At 31.6% G+C, this 20,490-nt stretch carries 22 protein-coding genes; 21 read left to right on the top strand and 1 reads right to left on the bottom strand.

Annotation, left to right across the window (positions count from 1 at the left end; all coding sequences use genetic code 11):
- The first annotated feature begins 21 nt into the window (after nucleotides 1–21).
- The 9 genes from ACMCMH_RS05125 (at nucleotide 22) to dxs (ending at nucleotide 9,540) form a co-directional block, all read left to right on the top strand.
- Nucleotides 22–732 (top strand): triose-phosphate isomerase, encoded by a 711-nt coding sequence (locus tag ACMCMH_RS05125; RefSeq protein WP_412727763.1) that lies wholly within the window; start codon nucleotides 22–24, stop codon nucleotides 730–732.
- Between the two features lie 18 nt (nucleotides 733–750).
- A complete protein-coding gene (gene fabI / locus ACMCMH_RS05120) occupies nucleotides 751–1,578 on the top strand; it encodes an enoyl-ACP reductase FabI (RefSeq protein ID WP_412727761.1) in 828 nt (275 codons plus the stop codon).
- Between the two features lie 35 nt (nucleotides 1,579–1,613).
- On the top strand, nucleotides 1,614–2,492 hold the full coding sequence (locus tag ACMCMH_RS05115) for a M23 family metallopeptidase (RefSeq protein WP_412727759.1): 879 nt from the start codon (nucleotides 1,614–1,616) through the stop codon (nucleotides 2,490–2,492).
- 70 nt (nucleotides 2,493–2,562) lie between these two features.
- Nucleotides 2,563–3,774 carry a diaminopimelate decarboxylase gene (gene lysA, locus ACMCMH_RS05110; RefSeq protein WP_412727757.1) on the top strand — a complete coding sequence of 404 codons (1,212 nt, stop codon included), beginning with the start codon at nucleotides 2,563–2,565 and terminating at the stop codon, nucleotides 3,772–3,774.
- Between the two features lie 21 nt (nucleotides 3,775–3,795).
- Nucleotides 3,796–4,875, top strand: coding sequence for a chorismate mutase (pheA, locus tag ACMCMH_RS05105; RefSeq protein ID WP_412727755.1), 1,080 nt, complete (start codon nucleotides 3,796–3,798; stop codon nucleotides 4,873–4,875).
- Entirely contained in the window at nucleotides 4,865–5,971 is a 1,107-nt protein-coding gene (gene hisC, locus ACMCMH_RS05100; RefSeq protein WP_412727753.1) for a histidinol-phosphate transaminase, read from the top strand. Before pheA ends, hisC begins: the two co-directional genes overlap by 11 nt.
- Nucleotides 5,972–7,270, top strand: coding sequence for an NCS2 family permease (locus tag ACMCMH_RS05095; RefSeq protein ID WP_412727751.1), 1,299 nt, complete (start codon nucleotides 5,972–5,974; stop codon nucleotides 7,268–7,270). It abuts the gene before it with no gap.
- A gap of 10 nt (nucleotides 7,271–7,280) precedes the next feature.
- Complete coding sequence (locus tag ACMCMH_RS05090) at nucleotides 7,281–7,736, top strand: phosphoribosyltransferase (protein ID WP_412727749.1); 456 nt, start codon at nucleotides 7,281–7,283, stop codon at nucleotides 7,734–7,736.
- Nucleotide 7,737: 1 nt separating this feature from the next.
- A complete protein-coding gene (gene dxs, locus ACMCMH_RS05085; protein ID WP_412727747.1) occupies nucleotides 7,738–9,540 on the top strand; it encodes a 1-deoxy-D-xylulose-5-phosphate synthase in 1,803 nt (600 codons plus the stop codon).
- Between the two features lie 5 nt (nucleotides 9,541–9,545).
- Here dxs and mqnP read toward each other — a convergent pair whose 3' ends face one another.
- Complete coding sequence (gene mqnP / locus ACMCMH_RS05080; RefSeq protein ID WP_412727745.1) at nucleotides 9,546–10,406, bottom strand: menaquinone biosynthesis prenyltransferase MqnP; 861 nt, start codon at nucleotides 10,404–10,406, stop codon at nucleotides 9,546–9,548.
- A 29-nt stretch (nucleotides 10,407–10,435) separates the two neighbouring features.
- On the opposite strand from mqnP, the gene miaA reads away from it, so the two are divergent.
- The 12 genes from miaA (at nucleotide 10,436) to nuoK (ending at nucleotide 20,488) form a co-directional block, all read left to right on the top strand.
- On the top strand, nucleotides 10,436–11,347 hold the full coding sequence (miaA, locus tag ACMCMH_RS05075; RefSeq protein ID WP_412727743.1) for a tRNA (adenosine(37)-N6)-dimethylallyltransferase MiaA: 912 nt from the start codon (nucleotides 10,436–10,438) through the stop codon (nucleotides 11,345–11,347).
- Nucleotides 11,348–11,525: 178 nt separating this feature from the next.
- A complete protein-coding gene (locus ACMCMH_RS05070; protein ID WP_412727741.1) occupies nucleotides 11,526–11,915 on the top strand; it encodes an NAD(P)H-quinone oxidoreductase subunit 3 in 390 nt (129 codons plus the stop codon).
- Entirely contained in the window at nucleotides 11,897–12,406 is a 510-nt protein-coding gene (locus tag ACMCMH_RS05065) for a NuoB/complex I 20 kDa subunit family protein (protein ID WP_412727739.1), read from the top strand. The genes ACMCMH_RS05070 and ACMCMH_RS05065 overlap by 19 nt, the downstream gene beginning before the upstream one ends.
- Nucleotides 12,407–13,225 (top strand): NADH-quinone oxidoreductase subunit C, encoded by an 819-nt coding sequence (locus ACMCMH_RS05060; RefSeq protein WP_412727737.1) that lies wholly within the window; start codon nucleotides 12,407–12,409, stop codon nucleotides 13,223–13,225.
- 1 nt (nucleotide 13,226) lies between these two features.
- Nucleotides 13,227–14,453 (top strand): NADH dehydrogenase (quinone) subunit D, encoded by a 1,227-nt coding sequence (nuoD, locus tag ACMCMH_RS05055; protein WP_412727735.1) that lies wholly within the window; start codon nucleotides 13,227–13,229, stop codon nucleotides 14,451–14,453.
- The gene (locus tag ACMCMH_RS05050) at nucleotides 14,453–14,722 is read left to right on the top strand and encodes an NADH-ubiquinone oxidoreductase subunit E family protein (RefSeq protein ID WP_412727733.1); all 270 of its coding nucleotides are present in this window, start codon (nucleotides 14,453–14,455) and stop codon (nucleotides 14,720–14,722) included. The genes nuoD and ACMCMH_RS05050 overlap by 1 nt, the downstream gene beginning before the upstream one ends.
- Before the next feature lie 8 nt (nucleotides 14,723–14,730).
- Nucleotides 14,731–15,537, top strand: a complete 807-nt coding sequence (locus ACMCMH_RS05045; protein ID WP_412727731.1) for a hypothetical protein — start codon at nucleotides 14,731–14,733, stop codon at nucleotides 15,535–15,537.
- Nucleotides 15,537–17,987: an NADH-quinone oxidoreductase subunit G gene (locus ACMCMH_RS05040; RefSeq protein WP_412727729.1), complete on the top strand. Its 2,451-nt coding sequence runs from the start codon at nucleotides 15,537–15,539 to the stop codon at nucleotides 17,985–17,987. Before ACMCMH_RS05045 ends, ACMCMH_RS05040 begins: the two co-directional genes overlap by 1 nt.
- A gap of 3 nt (nucleotides 17,988–17,990) precedes the next feature.
- Nucleotides 17,991–18,950 carry an NADH-quinone oxidoreductase subunit NuoH gene (gene nuoH / locus ACMCMH_RS05035; protein ID WP_412727727.1) on the top strand — a complete coding sequence of 320 codons (960 nt, stop codon included), beginning with the start codon at nucleotides 17,991–17,993 and terminating at the stop codon, nucleotides 18,948–18,950.
- 8 nt (nucleotides 18,951–18,958) lie between these two features.
- Nucleotides 18,959–19,582: an NADH-quinone oxidoreductase subunit NuoI gene (gene nuoI, locus ACMCMH_RS05030; protein ID WP_412727725.1), complete on the top strand. Its 624-nt coding sequence runs from the start codon at nucleotides 18,959–18,961 to the stop codon at nucleotides 19,580–19,582.
- A 16-nt stretch (nucleotides 19,583–19,598) separates the two neighbouring features.
- Nucleotides 19,599–20,186, top strand: coding sequence for an NADH-quinone oxidoreductase subunit J (locus ACMCMH_RS05025; protein ID WP_412727723.1), 588 nt, complete (start codon nucleotides 19,599–19,601; stop codon nucleotides 20,184–20,186).
- Nucleotides 20,183–20,488: an NADH-quinone oxidoreductase subunit NuoK gene (gene nuoK / locus ACMCMH_RS05020; protein WP_412727721.1), complete on the top strand. Its 306-nt coding sequence runs from the start codon at nucleotides 20,183–20,185 to the stop codon at nucleotides 20,486–20,488. The genes ACMCMH_RS05025 and nuoK overlap by 4 nt, the downstream gene beginning before the upstream one ends.
- Nucleotides 20,489–20,490: the final 2 nt, after the last annotated feature.

The following is a 20,490-nucleotide window of genomic DNA, read 5'->3' as shown; positions in this document are numbered from 1 at the left end:
ATAGAATAAAAGGTTTACCTTATGAAAATTATAGCTAGCAATTTTAAAACAAATCACACTAGAAAAAGTACAAAACTATTTGTAGAGGAAGTAAACCAGTTTCTTGAAAAAGAAAATATCAAAAATGATGTATATGTTTTCCCTACCGCAACATCTTTAGATACTTTTGAAGTGCTTGATAACTTAACAATCGGTACACAAAATGCATATTATGTAAAGAATGGTTCTTTTACAGGTGAAATTGGTACAGAACAACTTGATGAGTTTAACATCAAAACTATTTTAATAGGGCATAGCGAGAGAAGGCATATCTTAGGTGAATCACAAAAAGAGATTGCTTACAAGTACAACTACTATAAAGCTTTAGGGTATAAAATAATTTATTGTGTTGGAGAGCCTTTAGAGGTAAAAGAGATAGGGATGACTGAAACTTTAGGATATATTTGGAATCAATTTGATGGAATTGATTTAGAGTATGATAATTTAGTAATTGCTTATGAACCTGTATGGGCGATTGGTACAGGTAAAATTCCAACAACAGAAGATATTGAAATTATTCATAAAAAGATTAAGAAAAAAATCACACAGCCACTTTTGTATGGCGGTAGCGTAAAAACATCAAATATATCTGATATCTTAGATATACCAAATGTTGATGGAACATTAATAGGTAGTGGGTCTTGGAATGTAGAAGATTTCAAAGAGATGATTAAAATAACAAATACAAAATAATAAAAAGAAGGAGATATAATGTTAATGAATGGAAAAAAAGGTGTAATTTTAGGTGTAGCAAACAATAAGTCTATTGCTTATGGTATAGCAAAACAGTGTAAAGCACAAGGTGCCCAAATTGCATTTACATATTTAAATGATTCTTTAAAGAAAAGAGTTGTTCCTATAGCAGAAGAGTTTGGTAGTGCAGATTATGTATACCCTTGTGATGTTTCAAATCCAGAAGAGATTAAAGCACTAAAAGAATCTTTAGAAAAAGATATGGGACAGATTGACTTTATTGTGCACTCTATAGCTTTTGCTCCAAAATCTGGTCTTTCTGGAAGATTTTATGATATCACTAAAGATGCATTTGATGTTGCAATGGATGTATCTGTATATTCTTTGATTGAGATTACAAGAGAATTAAAACCACTTTTAAGTGACAACTCTTCAATATTAACATTGTCTTATTATGGTGGAGCAAAATATATTCCAAACTATAACCTTATGGGTGTAGCTAAAGCTGCTTTAGAGATGACTACAAAATATCTTGCAGAAGATTTAGGAAAAGATGGAATTAGAGTAAATGCAATTTCAGCAGGACCTATTAAAACTTTAGCGGCTGCTGGAATTAGTGATTTTAGATTTATGTTAAAATGGAATGAATCACATTCTCCATTAAAGAAAAATGTAACAATTGATGAGGTTGGTAACTCTGGTATGTATTTGCTTTCTGATTTAAGTTCTGCTGTTACTGGTGAAATTCATTATGTTGATGCTGGTTATAACATCATGGGTATGCCAGCTGTTAATTTTGATGAAAATGGAAAACCAACTATTGCTTGGAATGGAACTGACAAGTAATAATTGTATGTTAGATTAGCTAAAGATTATAAGTGATGAAATATATATTTGTATTACTAGTCTTTAGTGTTTCCCTTTTTTCAAAGGTAGATATTACTCTTTCTCATGCTAAAGTGAAACATGGAACAACTTTTGCCATAGTTTTACAAAGTGATAAGGATATATCTCCCTCTCCACATTTGATTTATCAGAATAAAAAATATCAGATGTTTCCGATATCTAACTCAATAAAAAGTTATAGGGTTTTTGTTCCTGTTGATTATTATTCTAAAAAACAAAAAGAATATGTAGAGATTAATTATAAATTACAAGATAAGTTCATTACAAAAAATATCGAAATCGAAATTGTTGATGGTGACTATAAACAAAATGAAATTATTAAAGTTGCACAGGGAAAAGTAACCCTTTCCACAAAAAATAAACAACGATCTAAAAAAGAATATGCACAAGTATATAAAGAGGTATATTCAAAAATAACTTCTGATGATTTAACGAATAATGAAGAATATATTTATCCTATAGATTCAAAAATCACAAGTGCTTTTGGTAATGCAAGAATATATAATGGGATAACAAAAAGTTACCACACAGGAACAGATTTTCGTGCAAAAGTAGGAACGAGTATTTATGCTTCAAATAATGGCATTGTATCTTTGACAATGGATCGATTTTATTTAGGAAAAGTTGTTTATATTGATCATGGACGAGGTGCTTTTTCTTACTATTCCCACATGAGTAGTTTTACTGTAAAAAAAGGTGATAAAGTGCTAAAAGGGCAAAAAATAGGCGAGTCAGGAGTAACAGGACGAATAACAGGTCCACATCTTCACTATGCAATGAGATTATATAATACTACAGTTGATCCATTACAATATACAGAACTCTACAACAAGATTTTAAAATTATATCAATAGAAGCTATTAAGACGATAATTACTAAAAATTAGCTATTATAACTGCTAAATTTAATAATAAGAGAATAGTAATGGCAATAAATTTTAAAGAACTATCAAAAAAATATCAAACCCCATATTATGTGTATGACTTCGATTATATTTCAAAACAATACAATGAATTAAAAGAAGCATTTAAAGCAAGAAAATCATTGATCTCATATGCTGTTAAAGCAAACTCAAATTTAAGTGTTGTAAAACATTTAGGACAGCAAGGAAGTGGTGCTGATTGTGTAAGTATTGGTGAAGTAAAAAGAGCGCTTAAGGCAGAAATACCTAAGTACAAAATTATTTTTTCTGGTGTGGGTAAAACTGATGATGAAATTAAAGAAGCTTTAGAGTTGGATATTTTAATGATAAATGTCGAAAGTGAAGCTGAACTTCATCGAGTAGCATTGGTAGCACAAGGGTTAGAAAAGATAGCTCGAATCTCTATTAGAGTAAATCCAAATGTAGACCCTAAAACACATCCGTATATCTCGACAGGTCTACATGAAAATAAATTTGGTGTAGATTTAAATACGGCAAAAAGACTTTATATTTATGCTAAAAATAATGACAACTTAGAACCAATAGGTATCCACTGCCATATAGGTAGCCAGTTAACAGAACTAGCTCCTATAAAAGAGTCTGTAAATATAGTAGCAGATTTAGTAAGAAATTTAAAATCAGGTTTAAATATTGAGTTAAGTTTTTTTGATGTTGGTGGTGGCTTAGGTATTGTATATGATGATGAAACATTAATCGATACATACGAATATGCACAAACTGTTTTAGATGCTTTATTTGGAATAGATATTACAATAGTATGTGAACCAGGCAGATTCATTGTAGGAAACAGTGGAACATTTGTTACCAAAGTTTTATATGAAAAAATAAATGGTAGTAAAAGATTTGTCATTGTTGATGGTGCTATGAATGATCTTCTTCGACCAAGTTTATATGATGCTTATCATAAAGTTGAAGTATTAGAAAAAACTGAAGATATAAGTGACTGTAATGTTGTAGGTCCAGTCTGTGAAAGTGGAGATTTTTTTGCAAAGAATATCTCTTTACCAGCAACAAAACACAATGATTTAATCGCTATTTATAGTGCAGGTGCATATGGTTTCACAATGGCTAGTAACTATAATACAAGAGGTAGAGTTGCTGAAATTGCTTTAGAAAATGGTGAAGATAGACTTATTAGAAGAAGAGAAACTTTTGAAGACTTGATTGCTCATGAAGAGGAATATCTTAAATAGATATTTACAAAGGAAATGGATATGAATGAAGAGGTTGAATTAAAAAAATTGCGAGACACTCTTGATGTTATTGATGACCAGTTATTGGTTCTTTTAAATAAAAGAATGGAAACTGTGCATAAAGTTGGAAGTGTAAAAGCTCAAAGTGGTGGAGCTATTTATAGACCAGAGCGTGAAAAAGCTATTATTGAAAGATTGCATAACCAGTCAATAAAAGCAAAAGGAAACTTAAATAGAGCTGCTATAGAAGCATTATTTTTAGAAGTATTTGCAATATCAAGAAATTTAGAATTACCTGAAAATATAGCATATCTTGGACCAGAGGGGAGTTTTACTCATCAAGCAGCAGAGAGTAGATTTGGTGCCATGAGTGCTTATTTACCAATAGGTTCGATAAAGGGCGTTTTTAGAGAAGTTGCTAATGGTAAAGCAAAGTTTGGTGTAGTACCGATTGAAAATAGTAGTAATGGTATTGTAAATGATACAGTATCTTGTTTCGCTGATTCAAATTTGAGAATTATTGCAGAGGTTATGGTTGATATTCATCATACTTTAGCTTCACGAGCAGATCATATAAAAGATATTCGTAAGATATATTCAAAAGATATAGCATTTGATCAGTGTCATAAATTTTTGGAAGATTTAGGTTTAAATGAGTGTGAGCTTATTCCTGTAGATTCAACTGCAAAAGCTGCAAAACTAGCAATCGAAGATGAACATTCTGCTGCTATATGTTCACATGTGGGAGCTAAAATGTACAATCTTCCTATTTTATTTGAAAACATTGAAGATACAGGGGATAATAGAACACGATTTTTAATTATCTCAAATTTTGAAAATGGACAAAGTGGAGATGATAAAACATCTATTTTGGTACAACTTTCAAATCAATCTGGTGCTTTGGTACGATTTTTGAATGATTTTGATACAGCAAATATAAATTTAACAAAAATAAAATCACATATAGTAGAAGGGGTTTCTACTTTTTTTATTGAGTTCAATGCTCACAAAGATGAAGAAAAAGTAAAAACAATATTTAAAAAATATCCAAAAGAGATAAAATTCTTGGGAAGTTATGTAAGGGAAGCAGATGACATTTAATAGTGTTTTAGATAATGTAAATATCTATGAAGCAGGGAAACCAATAGAATTAGTAGTAAGAGATTATGGAATAGATCCAAAAGATATTATAAAATTAGCCTCAAATGAAAATCCATACGGAACAAGTCCAAAAGTAATAAAAGCATTACAAAAAAAATCATCAAGTGCTTTTGTTTATCCAGATGATAGTATGTATGAATTAAAAGAAGCTCTAGCAAAAAGGTTTAGAGTTGAAGATAAAAATGTCATTATTGGAGCAGGTAGTGACCAAATAATAGAGTTTTGTGTTCATGCAAAATGTACAAAAAAATCGAAAGTACTTATGGCAAAAACTACATTTGCTATGTATGAAATCTATGCAAAACAAACAAGTGCAACTATTTTAAAAACACCATCAGACCAACATAATCTTGATGAGTTTAGAAAGATATATGAAAAAGAGGGTGCAGATATCATCTTTTTATGTTTACCAAATAATCCTATGGGTGAATGTCTTGATGCAAAAGATGTGTACAAGTTTTTAGATGAAATTGATAAAGATACTTTAGTAGTACTAGATGGAGCGTATCAAGAATATGCTTCTTATAAAGATAGTGCTAAAAAAATTGATGTAAAAAAAGTAATAAAAAAATATCCAAATGTGATTTATCTTGGGACATTTTCTAAAGCGTATGCTTTGGGTGGCTTGAGAGTTGGATATGGTATTGCAAATATAAATATTATTCAAAACCTCTATAAATTAAGACCACCTTTTAATGTAACTACACTCTCTTTAGAAGCTGGAAAAATAGCACTTCAAGATGAGAAATTTGTACAAAAGTGTATTAAAAAGAATTTTAAAGAGATGAAACGGTATGAAAAGTATTGTGTAAACAATAGCTTGAAGTTTATACCAAGTTATACAAATTTTATCACAATTTACACTGGTAAAGCTATCTCAAAAGAGATAGCACAAAAATTATTAGAACTAGGTATTATTGTGCGAGATATGACAGGATATGGACAAAATGCTATCCGTATTACAATCGGAACAAAAGAACAAAATAAAAAAGTATTTAAATCTTTAGATAAACTTTTAAATCTAAAGAAACAATAGATGTTTTCAAGATTTAAATTACAAGAAAATAATACAACAGTAAAAACAGAATTTTTAGCAGGGCTTACAACATTTTTAACGATGATGTATATTGTTCCTGTAAATGGTTTTATTTTACATGATGCAGGGTTACCTATGGGAGCTGTTATTACAGCAACAGCTCTTATTACAATAATGGCAACTATGTTCAATGGTATTTGGGCAAATACACCTATTGCTATGAGTGTTGGTATGGGACTGAATGCTTACTTTAGTTATGGTTTAGTATTAGGTATGAATATGCCTTGGCAAACTGCTTTAGGGATTGTATTTTTAAGTGGTATTATCTTTGTTATTCTTTCATTTACCAAATTTAGAGTATGGATAATGACCTCTATCCCAGTTGATTTAAGAAGAGCAATTAGTGCTGGTATTGGTGCTTTTATTGCTTTTATTGGACTTAAACAAATGGGTATTATTGTTGAAAATAAAGCTACATTAGTAGCCTTAGGTGATTTAGGAAATCCTGCTGTTTTATTGGGTCTTTTTGGGTTATTTGTGACATTGGCATTTTATGCTTTTAGAGTTAAAGGTGCATTTATTATCGCAATTTTAATCACTTCGATTATTGGATGGAGTCTTGGGATAGGATCAGCTCCTGAATCAATAGTGGGATTACCTGAATCGATTGCCCCTATTTATATGCAACTTGATATTTTAAGTGCATTATCTTTAGCATTATTACCTGTCATAATTACATTTTTAGTTACAGATATGTTTGATACCATAGGAACATTAACAGGTGTAGGAACACGAGCAAATTTATTTCAAACACAAGATAAAAATGACAAAGCATTAGAGAAAACTTTAGAAGCTGATGCAATATCTACAGTTGCTGGAAGTTTAATTGGTGTTTCAACTACAACATCATTTGTAGAAAGTTCAAGTGGTGTTGAAGAGGGTGGAAGAACTGGATTAACTGCTGTATTTACAGGTTTGTTTTTTATTTTAACACTGTTTTTATTGCCATTATTTAAATCAATTCCTGCAAATGCAATTTATCCAGTTTTAGTAGTTGTAGGAATATTAATGTTTTCAGAACTTGGAAATATTAATTTTAAACAAAACGATTTGGCAGTTACAAGCGCATCGTTTTTGATGGTTATTTTAATGCCTTTGACATATTCAATTACAAATGGTTTTGCGGCTGGTTTTATTGTTTATACTGCATTAAAATTATTAAAAGGTGAGTTTAAAGATATTAATTTAGGTTTAATCACAATTACATTGATATCATTATTAGTATTTATTTTACATTAGAGGAAAAAGATTGAAAAAAGTTTATTATAGTTATGAAGATTGTATAGAAGACTGTAAAGTTTTAATACCACAAATTAAAGAGTATAATCCAGATGCATTGATTGCAATAGCGCGAGGAGGATTACTTTTAGGACATCTTCTTAGTGAAGCCTTAGAAACACGAGAGATATATAGTTTGAACTCTATCCATTATGATGGAACAAAAAAGTTAGAAACTTTTGAAATTTTTAATATCCCTGATTTGACTCGAAAACATAAAATTGTTCTTATTGACGATATTGTGGATAGTGGTGAAAGTATGGTAGAGATTTTAAAAATTTTAAATGAAAAATATCCACATTGTGAATTTAAAATTGCCACAGTATTTTATAAACCAACTGCACTTATACAGCCAAATTATACTGTAAAAGAAGCAAAAGATTGGATTGAGTTTTTTTGGGAAGTAGATTTATTAGAAAAGAAGTAATATGAACATTAAAGATAAAAGCATAGCAGAATTAGAACAAGTAGCACAAGAAATTAGAGATAGAATTATTGAGGTTGTATCAGTAAATGGAGGACATTTTAGTTCCACACTTGGAGCTGTTGAATTAACTCTTGGTATGCACAAAGTCTTTGATTGTAATAATGACCCTTTTATTTTTGATGTTTCACATCAGTGTTATCCACATAAGCTCATCACTGGAAGATGGGATAAGTTTAAAACTGTTCGACAATTTAAAGGTTTGAGTGGATTCACAAAACCAAAAGAATCAGCTGCAGATTATTTTGTAGCTGGACACTCTTCAACTTCTATATCTTTAGCTGTTGGAGCTGCAAAAGCTGCCAAAATTGAACAAAATGGAAAAGTTCCTGTTCTTATGATAGGTGATGGTTCTATGAGTGCTGGTATGGTTTATGAAGCTTTAAATGAACTAGGCGATTTGAAGTTTCCTGTTGTTATTATTTTAAATGACAACGAGATGAGTATAGCCAAACCAATAGGGGCTATGTCTAAACATCTTAGTAAACTTTTAGCTGGAAAATTTTATCAAGGTTTTCGAGATAAGGTTGACTTTATAGTGAAAAACTATATGCCTAAAGGAACTGATTATATTGCTAAAAAAATAGAAGAGAGTTTAAAACTTATTACTCCTGGTATTATTTTTGAAGAGATGGGAATAGATTATATAGGTCCTATTGATGGTCATAATATTGAAGAGATAGTTGAAACTTTAAAGTTAGCAAAGAACTTAGGAAAACCTGTAATTGTACATGCAAAAACTGTTAAAGGAAAGGGCTATTCTATTGCAGAAGGTCATTTTGAACATTGGCATGGGGTAGGTCCTTTTGATGTTGAAACAGGAAATTTTCATAAAAAAGCAGGTGCAAAAGCTGCAACGGCTGTATTTAGTGATGCCTTATATGAATTAGCAAAAAGAGATGATAAAGTTGTTGGAGTAACAGCTGCTATGCCAAGTGGTACAGGGATAGATAAACTTATAAAAGAGTTCCCAAATAGGTTTTGGGATGTTGCAATAGCAGAACAACACGCGGTTACTTCTATGGCAGCCATGGCAAAAGATGGTTTTAAACCTTTTGTCACTATATATTCTACATTTTTGCAAAGAGGATTTGATCAAATTATTCATGATGTTTGTTTGATGAATCTACCTGTAACATTTTGTATAGATAGAGCGGGAATTGTTGGGGCTGATGGTGAAACTCATCAAGGACAGTTTGACATCAGTTTCTTACGATTTTTACCAAATATGACCCTTTTTGCACCAAGAGATTCAACAACATTACAATACGCACTAGAGTTTGCAAAAGATTATGCAACACCCTGTGCAGTTAGATACCCAAGAGGAGCTTTTGAAGAGTTAGAATATGCACCATCAAAATTCCAAAAAGGGAAAGCAGAAATTCTTAAAAAAGGAAAAAGTTCTATTGCTTTTATAGGGTATGGTGCAGGTGTATCACGAGCTATAAATACTGAAAAACTCTGTGAAGAAGAGAACACAATAGTTGACTTGCGTTTTGTGAAACCTTTAGATAAAGAGTTGTTAAAAGAGTTATCAAAAACTACAAACAGATGGTATGTATTTTCAGATAGTCAAAAGCAAGGTGGTGTAGGAAGTGCGCTACTTGAACTCATAAGTGATGAAGATTTAGATGTAAAAGTGACATCATTTGAATATCCTGATTTGTATGTACAACATGGAGATACAAAACTTTTAGAAGAAGACTTGGGAATTTTACCAGAACAATTAGCGAATAGAATAAGCTAATTGTTTTAGTTAAAGACCTTTTCCAATATTATTAACACAAAAAATAAAATTCCCAAATAACCATTAATAGTAAAAAATGCTTTATCTATTTTTGTGAAATCACGATTTACAATGATATGTTCGTAAGTCAACATAACAGCACTAGCAACTACTGCTATATATGCAAACACACCAAGTGAAGCTTCTATAGTAAATAATAACCAGAAAAGTACAGTAAGAAAGTGCATAATTTTAGAAAAAAGCATAGTATTTTTTGCCCCAAATTGAGAAGGAATAGAATGCAATCCTAGTTTTTTATCTACTTCAATATCTTGCAATGAATAGAGTAAATCAAACCCAGCCACCCAAAAAAGTACCCCAACACTTAAATAAATAGACCATAAAGTTATAGTCTCAGATACAGCTACCACACCTGCAATAGGAGCTAAACCTAAAGAAACTCCAAGTATGATATGTGCTAAATAAGAGAATCTTTTAAAATATGAATAACTTGCAAGAACAAGTAAAATAGGAACACTTATAAAAAAAGCTAAGCTATTTACAAAATAAGCAACCACTATAAAACCCAAAGCATTTGCAAAAGTAAATAGAAGCATTTGGGTAGAACTGATTCGACCGTCTACATTTGGTCTATTTATTGTTCGAGGATTGAGTGCATCGATATCTCTATCTAGATATCTGTTGAATCCCATGGCAAAATTCCTAGCTGTTAAGGCTGCTAATACTCCTAAAAATAAAAGGTTCCATCCGAACCAACCATCACTAGCAACTACCATAGCAATAAATATAAATGGGAAAGAAAATATAGAATGTTTAAACATTACGAGTTCGTTAAAGTCATTTAATTTTTTTAGTATTTTATTCATAAGGCGGATTTTACTATAATGTTAGTTATATGTATGTAAAAGGGAATTATTTGTACAAAGAACTAGCCATCATAGCACCAACGGCATCTGGAAAAACAGCACTTTCTATTAAACTAGCTCATAAGTTAAATGCGGTGATATTGTCCCTTGATAGTTTGGCTGTGTATAAAAAAATCGATATAGCTTCTGCAAAACCTACTGTTGTTGAACGAGATGGAATCAAACATTTTGGTATAGATTGTATCTATCCCAATGAAGTGTTTGATGTGATAGAGTTTTATGAAGAGTATAAAAAAGCAAAACAATATGCAATCGCTCATGAAAAAAATCTTATTATTGTAGGAGGTACAGGATTTTATCTCAAGTCTTTATGTGATGGACTCTCCTCCACTCCATATATTACAGATGAAACGAAAGTCAAAGTACAAGAAGAGCTTCAAGATATAGAAAAACTTTATAAAAAGCTTTATACACTAGACTCAACTTATATGAAAAAAATAGCCTCTACTGATAGGTATAGAATTGAAAAAGCAGCACAATTGTATTTTGAAACAAAACTTACCCCATCTCTATATTTTGCACAAAATAAACCTGAGCCAATTATTAACAATCTTGATATTTATGAGATTGAAACTGATGTAGAAGTATTAAGAGAGCGTATAAAAAAAAGAACTCAAATGATGCTTAAAGATGGAATCATAGATGAAGTGATAGCTTTAGAAAAAGAGTATACAAGAGCTCCTAATAGTATGGGTAGTATTGGGATAGTTGAAACACTGGACTATTTAGATAGTAAGATAAATAAAAAAGAGTTAGAAGAGCTTATCTCTATACACACAGCACAACTAGCAAAAAGACAAAGAACTTTTAATAAGTCACAATTTACAAATGTAAAAAAAGAAAGTTTGGAAAAAATAGAAAAAATAATCTTGTCGCAATAATTAATATTGCTATTTAATTCTTAATAATTAGTTTTATCATAGTAAAAATTTGTTATAAATCACTCTAGATAATAGTAATTATAAGTTTCTATTTACAGAGAATAAGGTATTATCTAGGTAGTTTCAGAGTAAAATTTTTAGTAAAAATATTTGAGATTAGCCTACAAAAGGAAAAAAAATGGAACATATGGATTTTGCAAATCCTTATTTTGGTGTATTTGTAATGTTTGTACTTACTTTTGGTGCATTTATAGCAGGTACATCATTATCAAGATTTGCTAGTCATAAATTAGCAAGAAAAGATACAGAAAAGTTAAAAACTACGCTGTATGAGTGTGGACCAGAGGTAACAAAACAGCCAAATACAATATCGGTACAATTTTATCTTATGGCATTGCTGTTTATACTTTTTGATGTAGAGATCATATTTATGTTTCCATGGGCTGTTAATTTTCAAGTTTTGGGTTGGTTTGGTTTTGTTGAGATGATTTTATTTATACTTCTTTTGACAATAGGTTTTATTTACGCTTGGAAAAAAGGGGCTTTAGAATGGCACAGCATAAAGTAAATTATTTTGCGGATGGTGGAACACCTATAAAACTAACAGCTGTAGACAAAATAGTGAATTTTGGACGAAGTAATTCACTTTGGCCTATGACTTATGGACTTGCTTGTTGTGCTATAGAGATGATGGCAACAGGTGGTTCACGATTTGATTTTGATAGGTTTGGTACGATTTTTCGAGCGAGTCCTAGACAGTCAGATGTAATAGTTGTAGCTGGAACTTTGACAAAAAAGCATGCTGAGTTTATGCGAAGATTATATGACCAAATGCCAGATCCTAAATGGGTTATTTCGATGGGATCGTGTGCAAATACAGGTGGTATGTTTAATACTTATGCAACAGTTCAAGGTGTTGATAGAGTTATCCCTGTTGATATCTATTTACCTGGTTGTGCTCCTCGACCTGAAACACTTCAATATGCACTTATGATGTTGCAACGAAAAATAAGAAGAGAACCTGCAAAAATGGCTCAAAAAGCAAAAAGGTTGATATAGATGAGAAAATATACTCCTAAAAACGATGTGCAAAAAAAGTCATTTCATAGTGATAGATTTTTTGTAAAACCATCAGTTCCTAGAAAAGAAGTTCAACAAAGTGTTTTTACTGAAGAGTTATCAAGTGTTCAAAATATCACAGAGGTTTTAGATGCTTATATTGAGCTAGACCATTTAATTTTGATCATCAATCCAAATGAAAATGTAAAAGTTATACAACATTTAAAAGATATTTGTTTCTATGATTTTATGATTGAGTTAACAGCCGTAGATTATATAGCTAAACGAGGTGGTTTTGAAATTGTTTATGAGATGTTATCAACTTCTAAAAAAAGAAGAGTTCGAGTAAAAACTTTTATCAAAAAAGATGAATCGATTCAATCAATAGAATCATTATTTAGAATGGCTGATTGGGGTGAGCGAGAGATGTATGATATGTATGGTGTAAAGGTTATAAACCATCCAAACCTTAAAAGAATTCTTCTTCCAGATGACTGGCAAGGACATCCTTTACTAAAAACATATCCATTGCATGGAGATGAGGCTGCTTCTTGGTATGAAGTAGATAAAATTTTTGGAAAAAATGCAAGAGATACTATAGGACCTGAGTTAAGAGATTCAGCTTGTGTTGATAGATACGACACTACGAGGTTTGCACGCCTTGGGCATGAAGTAGATAAAGGTGTGCCCGTTAGTGAGGGGAATGAACCTGATACTCCTATCCGATATCAAGAAGAGGGTGGAGTGAAACTTTTTGGAGTACGACTGGTTACCCCATTTGATGAGATAAAAAAAGTAGATTTAAAAAAGAGGAAATAATATGCAACAAACAAATAGGTTACGACCTTTTTTTGAGAATATAAATTTCGAGAGAGAAGACAACACAATGGTTGTAAACTTTGGACCACAACACCCTTCAGCTCATGGGCAGTTAAGACTGATATTGGAGCTTCAAGGTGAAGAGGTTACTAAAGCTTCTCCTGATGTAGGCTACTTACATAGAGGTGTTGAAAAAATGGGTGAAAATATGATCTATAATGAATTTTTACCTACTACTGATCGAATGGATTATATTGCATCTACTTCAAATAACTATGGTTATGCACTTGCAGTTGAAAAACTATTGGGAATAGAAGCACCTAGACGAGCAGAAGTTATAAGAACAATGCTTTTAGAACTCAATAGAATCATCTCTCATCTTTTTTGGTTAGCAACACATGCTTTAGATGTAGGTGCTATGTCTATTTTTCTCTATGCTTTTAGAGAAAGAGAATATGCACTTGACCTAATGGAAGATTATTGTGGAGCAAGACTTACTCATAGTGCTGTACGAATTGGTGGAGTACCTTTAGATTTACCAAACACTTGGATAAAAGACTTAGAAAAGTTCATAACAACTTTAGAATCACAAATCCCTATTTATGAAGGTTTGTTAACCAAAAATAGAATTTGGAGAATGCGTCTTGAAAATGTAGGAGTTATCCCTGTAGAGATGGCTAAGTCTTGGGGTGTAACAGGTGTCGCTTTACGAGGAAGTGGAGTAAAATGGGACTTAAGAAAAGAGATTCCTTATGGACTTTACAGTGAACTTGATTTTGATATACCTATTTCTGATAAGGGTGATGCGTATGGACGATATAAATGTTATATGCAAGAGATGTATGAGTCTTCAAAAATATTAAAACAACTTATCCCTATGTACGAAGCATCAGATACACAACTTATGGCACATAGTCCAGAGTATATCTCATGTACCAAAGAGGAGATGATGACTCAAAACTACTCTTTAATGCAACATTTTGTTTTAGTGACACAAGGTATGCGTCCACCTGTTGGAGAAGTGTATGTAGCAACAGAATCGCCAAAAGGGGAGTTAGGTTTTTATATAGTATCTGATGGTACACCGTATGCTTACAAACTCAAATGTAGAGCGCCTAGCTTTTGGCATACTGGATTATTAACTGATTTATTACCTGGTCATCAGCTAGCAGATGTTGTGACTATTATAGGGAATTTAAATATTGTATTTGGTGAGGTAGATAGATAATGAAACGATTTGATCTTACAAAATTAAAAAATGACTTTATACCTAGAATGGTTGAGTTGATGAATACTGAAATACAAGAGGGAGAAAATGCAATCTTTATGTTTGAAATTGGAGATTTCTCAGGTATTCAAGCATCAGCTGACTGTATAAAAGAGAATAATTGGACTTTGATGAATTCTATAAAATTTAATGAAGTAGACTGGACACTTGTTGTAAAAAAAGAACAACCAAAACTGATGACAACAGAAGAAACAAACGAACCTAAATAGGAGTGATTATGAATGGTAATAAAATACAAATAGAAAATTTTATGGATTTTAATAGTGATGCTATTATTAGTATCGGTACAAGAATATCTCTTGATCATCCAAAAGTAAAAGCATATATAGAGAGAATGGTATCAAAAAATGAAACAGAGTTTATCTATATGCACCCAATTGATGATGTTTCTTTACAAGAGAAATATACACAATATATCAAATATGAAGCAGGAAGTGAAGAGGGTGTTTTAGCTTTACTCGCAGCTTTTATAGTGAAAAAGTCACCTACAAAATATCAAGACTATATTGAAGATTTAGATATAGGTAATTTAAGTGGAGAGAGTAGTGTAGGTGAAGAGGAGTTTGAACTTTTAGTTGAAAAACTTGAAAATAAAAAAGAGATATTGTTACTTGTTGGTGATGATATTTATACTCATAGCAAGTTTGAAAATATAATCAATCTGATTCGATTTATTGATATGTATTCCTCTGTAAATGTAGTTTTATTGAAAAAAGATAAAGAGATTAATCTCGATAAAGAGATTGTTTTAAGTGAAGTTGCAAATATAGATACTTACAATGGATCTGTTGTCTATATTACAAATGGTAATGATGATATTTTAAGAGGAAGTGCTTCTTTTGCTATGGCTGCAAAAATAAAAGATGAAGACACTGTAACTATTGCTTATGATAATACAATAGCAAACAAAATATTTAAAATAGATGAATCTATTCGAGGGACAATAGCTTTACTCCCATTGGAAAATTTAAACAGTGTAGGATATAGATTTAAGCAAGTAAAAATCAATAAGGTAAACGGGTAATGGATACTCTAGTAAATGTAACAATTGATGGAAAAGAGTGTCAAGCAAAAGAGGGAGAATCTATACTTAATACTGCTCGTGCAAATGACCTTTTTATTCCAGCTATTTGTTACCAATCAAAATGTTCACCAACTCTTGCTTGTCGGCTTTGTTTGGTTGAAGCAGATGGGAAACAGGTATATTCATGTAATGCAAAAGTAAAAGATGGGATGAATATCTCTATAAATACTCCAACAATCGAAAAAGAACGACGAGCGATAATGGAAGTATATGATGTAAATCATCCTTTACAGTGTGGTGTTTGTGATCAAAGTGGAGAGTGTGAGTTACAAAACTATAGCTTATATATGAAAGTTGATGAACAACACTATAGCGTAAAGGATGTACATAGACCTACAGCACATTGGGGCGTGATGAATTATGACCCAGGTTTATGTATTGTATGTGAAAAGTGTGTGACTGTTTGTAAAGATATGATAGGCTCAAGTGCTTTAAGTACTGTAAAAAGAGGTTCGGATACTTTAAGTGCTGAATATAAAGCAAGTATGCCAAAAGATGCTTATTCTATGTGGAATAAATTAAACAAAAGTCTTATTGGGTTTGAGGAAGATAAGTGTATTGATTGTGGTGAGTGTATTTCTGTTTGTCCTGTTGGGGCTTTAGTGAGTCATGATTTTCAGTACAAGTCAAATGCTTGGGAGCTTACTAAAATACCTGCTTCAAATCCTTATGCTTCTGATTGTTCACTTATTTATTATGAAGTAAAACATACTAATATAGTACAAAATAAAGAGCAAAGTATTTACAGAGTAACCAATGATGCTCATTATACTTCTTTAAATGGGGCTACACGATTTGGGTTTGATTATGTGAACCGTGCAAAAAAAGATGAGGTGGCTTTTGATAAAACTATTGAGGCTTTTAAAAATGCAGGAACAATAGTTTTCAACTCATATATTACCAATGAAGAGTCAAAAATATTACAGCTACTTAAAGAAAAAACTGGAATCAAACTTATCAATAATGATGCTTTACGATTCCAAGGTTTTATGCAAGAGTATTCAAGTGTAACAGGGCAGAGTTTATACAATGGAAAACTAGAAGATATTCACAATAGTAACTTCATAGTTTCAGTAGGATCTTTTCTCAAGTCAGATGCACCAGCTGCAAAATATGCTTTTAACAATGCAGTTACTATTAATAAAGGTGCCGGTTTGTACTTTCATAGTATGGGAGATAAGCATATTGAAGGGTTTGGTAAAAAAGGAAAAAATATAGAAACTGTAGCAAATATTCCTTTTAGTGAAGATGCTATTTTATATTTTATTTTAGATCAATTTGCAACAGACTTACCTGCAAACATTGAAGAGTATTTAGCTTCAAAAAGAGAAGAGCGTACAAAAACAGTAGTAGAAACCATAAAAGAAAAAGTAGTAGAAACTATTGTTGCTGCAGAAACAGGTGAAAGTAAAGAGGTTACCAAAATGGTACCTAAAAAAGTTTCACAAGATGTTGAATATACTTATACAAGACTTCTAGATGATATGGGAGCAGATGAGACACTTCTTGAAACTATAGAAACAATGCTTTTGAAAAAAGATACTTTTTCTATCATTATCGGAGAAGATTGTATCAAACACCCAAATGCTTCTAAAATAGCGAAGTTAGCAGGGCTTGTTGAAAAGTATACAAATTTTAAAGTTATCATCTCACCAACTCAAACAAATACTTTAGGGGTGAGTCAATTGTGTGAACTAGATGCTATCTCTATAGGAAAAACTATAGGATATAATGTCCAAGCAGATTTTGAGCTAAGTGCTTTAGGTGATGGAGATATTGATATGCCACCACTGAATCAACAAGAGGGGACTTTTGTAAATATAGATAAAAATCTTGTACCTACAAATGCAGCTATACAATACGATGGATATACTTTAAATGATATAGCAAATGAGCTTTTAGATTATAAAGTTCCTCATACGATTGATTACACGCAAGAGATTTTCAAAGGTATAGCTTTTGATGATTTGGAAAATCATTTTACAAATGATAGAGTTGAGCATAGAGGTTATGCTATAAGCTCTGTAGAGTCTCAAATTCAAGATGTTGAACTCATAGATGAACAAACTAGACTTGAAATAGCTGAAGATGAATATATCATTTATTCTGGAAACCCTATCAATCAGTTCAATGACTTTACAGCAATAGCACGACTTCTTCAAAAAGAAAAAGTTGCTTTATATGTATCTGCGTCTTTACAAGAAAAACTAAATGTTCAAGATGGAGATAGTGTTGAAGTAAGAGCCAATAGTCATACAATCATTTTAGATATTCAAGTAGATAAAGATTTAGTTGGTGAGATATCGTATGTACCAACTTTTGATAAAAGAATAGATACAAAAAGTTTATTTAAAAATAGATTTGAAAAAGCAATAATAAGAAAGGTGTAGATTATGGATAATGATATACTCATGACAGTTGTAAAATGTATAATCATCTTAGCAGTATTTTCTGCACTTGCTGGTTTTACAACTTATATAGAGAGAAAAGTTTTAGCTTTTATACAAAGACGACCTGGACCTGTACATGTTGGACCATTTGGAGTTTTACAAGTTTTATGTGATGGTATCAAACTTTTTACAAAAGAGGACTTTGTTCCACAAAATGCAAACAAAGTTATCTTTATGATTGCTCCAATTATTACAGCAGCAACAGCTTTTATAGCGATGACAGCTGTTCCATTTTTCCCTGGAATGATTGTATCTGATATAAATGTTGGTATATTATTTGTAATGGGTGTGATGGCTACTGGATTGTATGGACCACTTTTAGGTGGAATGTCCCAAGCGAATAAATGGGGACTCTTAGGGGGAGCTAGAACTGCTATTCAGCTTCTTTCTTATGAAGTTGTGACGGGACTTTCTATGCTAGCACCTTTGATGCTTGTTGGAAGTTTATCTTTGATTGATATAAATAACTATCAAGCAGGGGGAGTACAAAACTGGCTTATTTTTACACAACCATTAGCTTTTTTATTGTTTTTAATAGCAGCATTTGCCGAAACAAACAGAACACCGTTTGACCTTTTAGAACATGAAGCAGAAGTTGTGGCTGGGTATGCGACGGAATATTCAGGTCTACGATGGGGAATGTTTTTTATAGGGGAATATGCGAACCTTTTTACTGTTTCATTTGTAACTGCACTTATGTTTTTAGGTGGATTTAACGATCTTTGGTTTATACCAGGTGGTATTGCTATTGTTCTTAAAGTGATGTTTTTAATATTTTTATTTTTATGGACAAGAGCTTCGTGGCCACATATCAGACCAGATCAGCTCATGTGGCTGTGTTGGAAAATACTCATGCCATTGGCGTTACTAAATATTTTAGTAACAGCTTTAGTTATCTTATAGGAGCTATGATGAGTTTTCAAGATTTAAAAGAGAGAAATGTAGGAAGTCAGGAATATATTTTGATGGATATAGAAGAATATCCAAAAACTAACTGGGATAAATTTAAACAAGTTTTTGACAGAGGTTTTAGTCTGGAACTTTTTAAAGGACTAGGGATCACCTTTAAGATTTTAAGAGGTGTGATTTTTAACAATGAATCACATAATACAAGATACCCTATCGAAAAACTTCCAATAAGTCCTCGATATAGAGCGGTACATAAACTTCTAGCGCTTTTAGAAAGTGGAACAAACAGATGTATAGGCTGCGGATTATGTGAAAAAATATGTATAGCAAACTGTATTCGAATGGATACTAAAATAGATGAAGAGTCACGAAAAGAAGTTTTAGAATATACGATAAATTTAGGACGATGTATTTTTTGTGGGTATTGTGCTGAAGTTTGTCCAGAGTTAGCCATAGTTCATGGAGATAGATATGAAAATGCGAGTGAACAAAGAGAACATTTTGTTTTAAAAGAAGATATTTTGACTCCATTTGCAGAACTTCAACAACAGTTAGAATATCAAGGTTTTGGAGCAGTTTCACCAGATGCTGATGCTAGAATCAAAAAAACACCGTTGGAATATTAAATATGAAGGATAATATATGTTTGAAGTAGTAGCTTTTTATCTATTTTCTTTTTTAACAATAGCTATGTTTAGCATAACTGTAATGACAAAAAATGCACTTTATGCTTTAAGTTCACTAGCAGCTGGAATGATATTTATATCAGCATTTTTCTTTTTGCTTGGTGCTGAGTTTTTGGGTGCTGTGCAAATTGTTGTATATACAGGTGCTGTGATGGCACTCTATGCTTTTGGAATGATGTTTTTTGACTCAATGAAAGAGATAAAAGAAAATCATCAAAACCCAAGGCTTACTTTTGTATTGACAGGAATGATTGCTCTTATTGTTGTATTTATTTTTACAGCTCCAATTATTGGTGCAAATATAACAGCAGAGTATCCGCTAGGAATGGCTGCAGAATTATACGGAACAATTGATGGAAATACGCAAGATATAGGAATAGTTTTATTTACAAAATATTTAGTACCTTTTGAAGTTGCTGCTGTGATGTTACTTGTTGCTATGATAGGTGGAATTATTTTATCTGGTAAAAAAATGGATATTTCACAAACAGAGCTAAGTGATGATAGCATTGATAGTAAGAGTATAGTAAAGGATGAGAAATGAGTATAACTTTAAATGACTATTTAATATTAAGTACTATTATTTTTATGATAGGGATGTTTGGAGTCTTTAGAAGAACAAACCTTTTAATGTTGTTTTTCTCTACAGAAATTATGCTCAACGCCGTAAATATTGGGATGGCTGCAATTTCAAAATTTCATGAAGATTTAACAGGTCAAATTTTTGCATTTTTTATCATAGCTGTCGCTGCTAGTGAAGTGGCTATTGGTTTAGGACTTTTAGTTTTATGGTATAAAAAACACAATAATATTGACTTGACAACACTTACAAGTATGAAAGGATGATG

It is taken from the genome of Arcobacter sp. 15-2, from assembly GCF_047159865.1.
Classification (GTDB): domain Bacteria; phylum Campylobacterota; class Campylobacteria; order Campylobacterales; family Arcobacteraceae; genus JAIOSF01.
The sequence above is the reverse complement of the archived record's forward strand: the minus strand, read 5'-3'. Positions and strand labels throughout refer to the sequence as shown.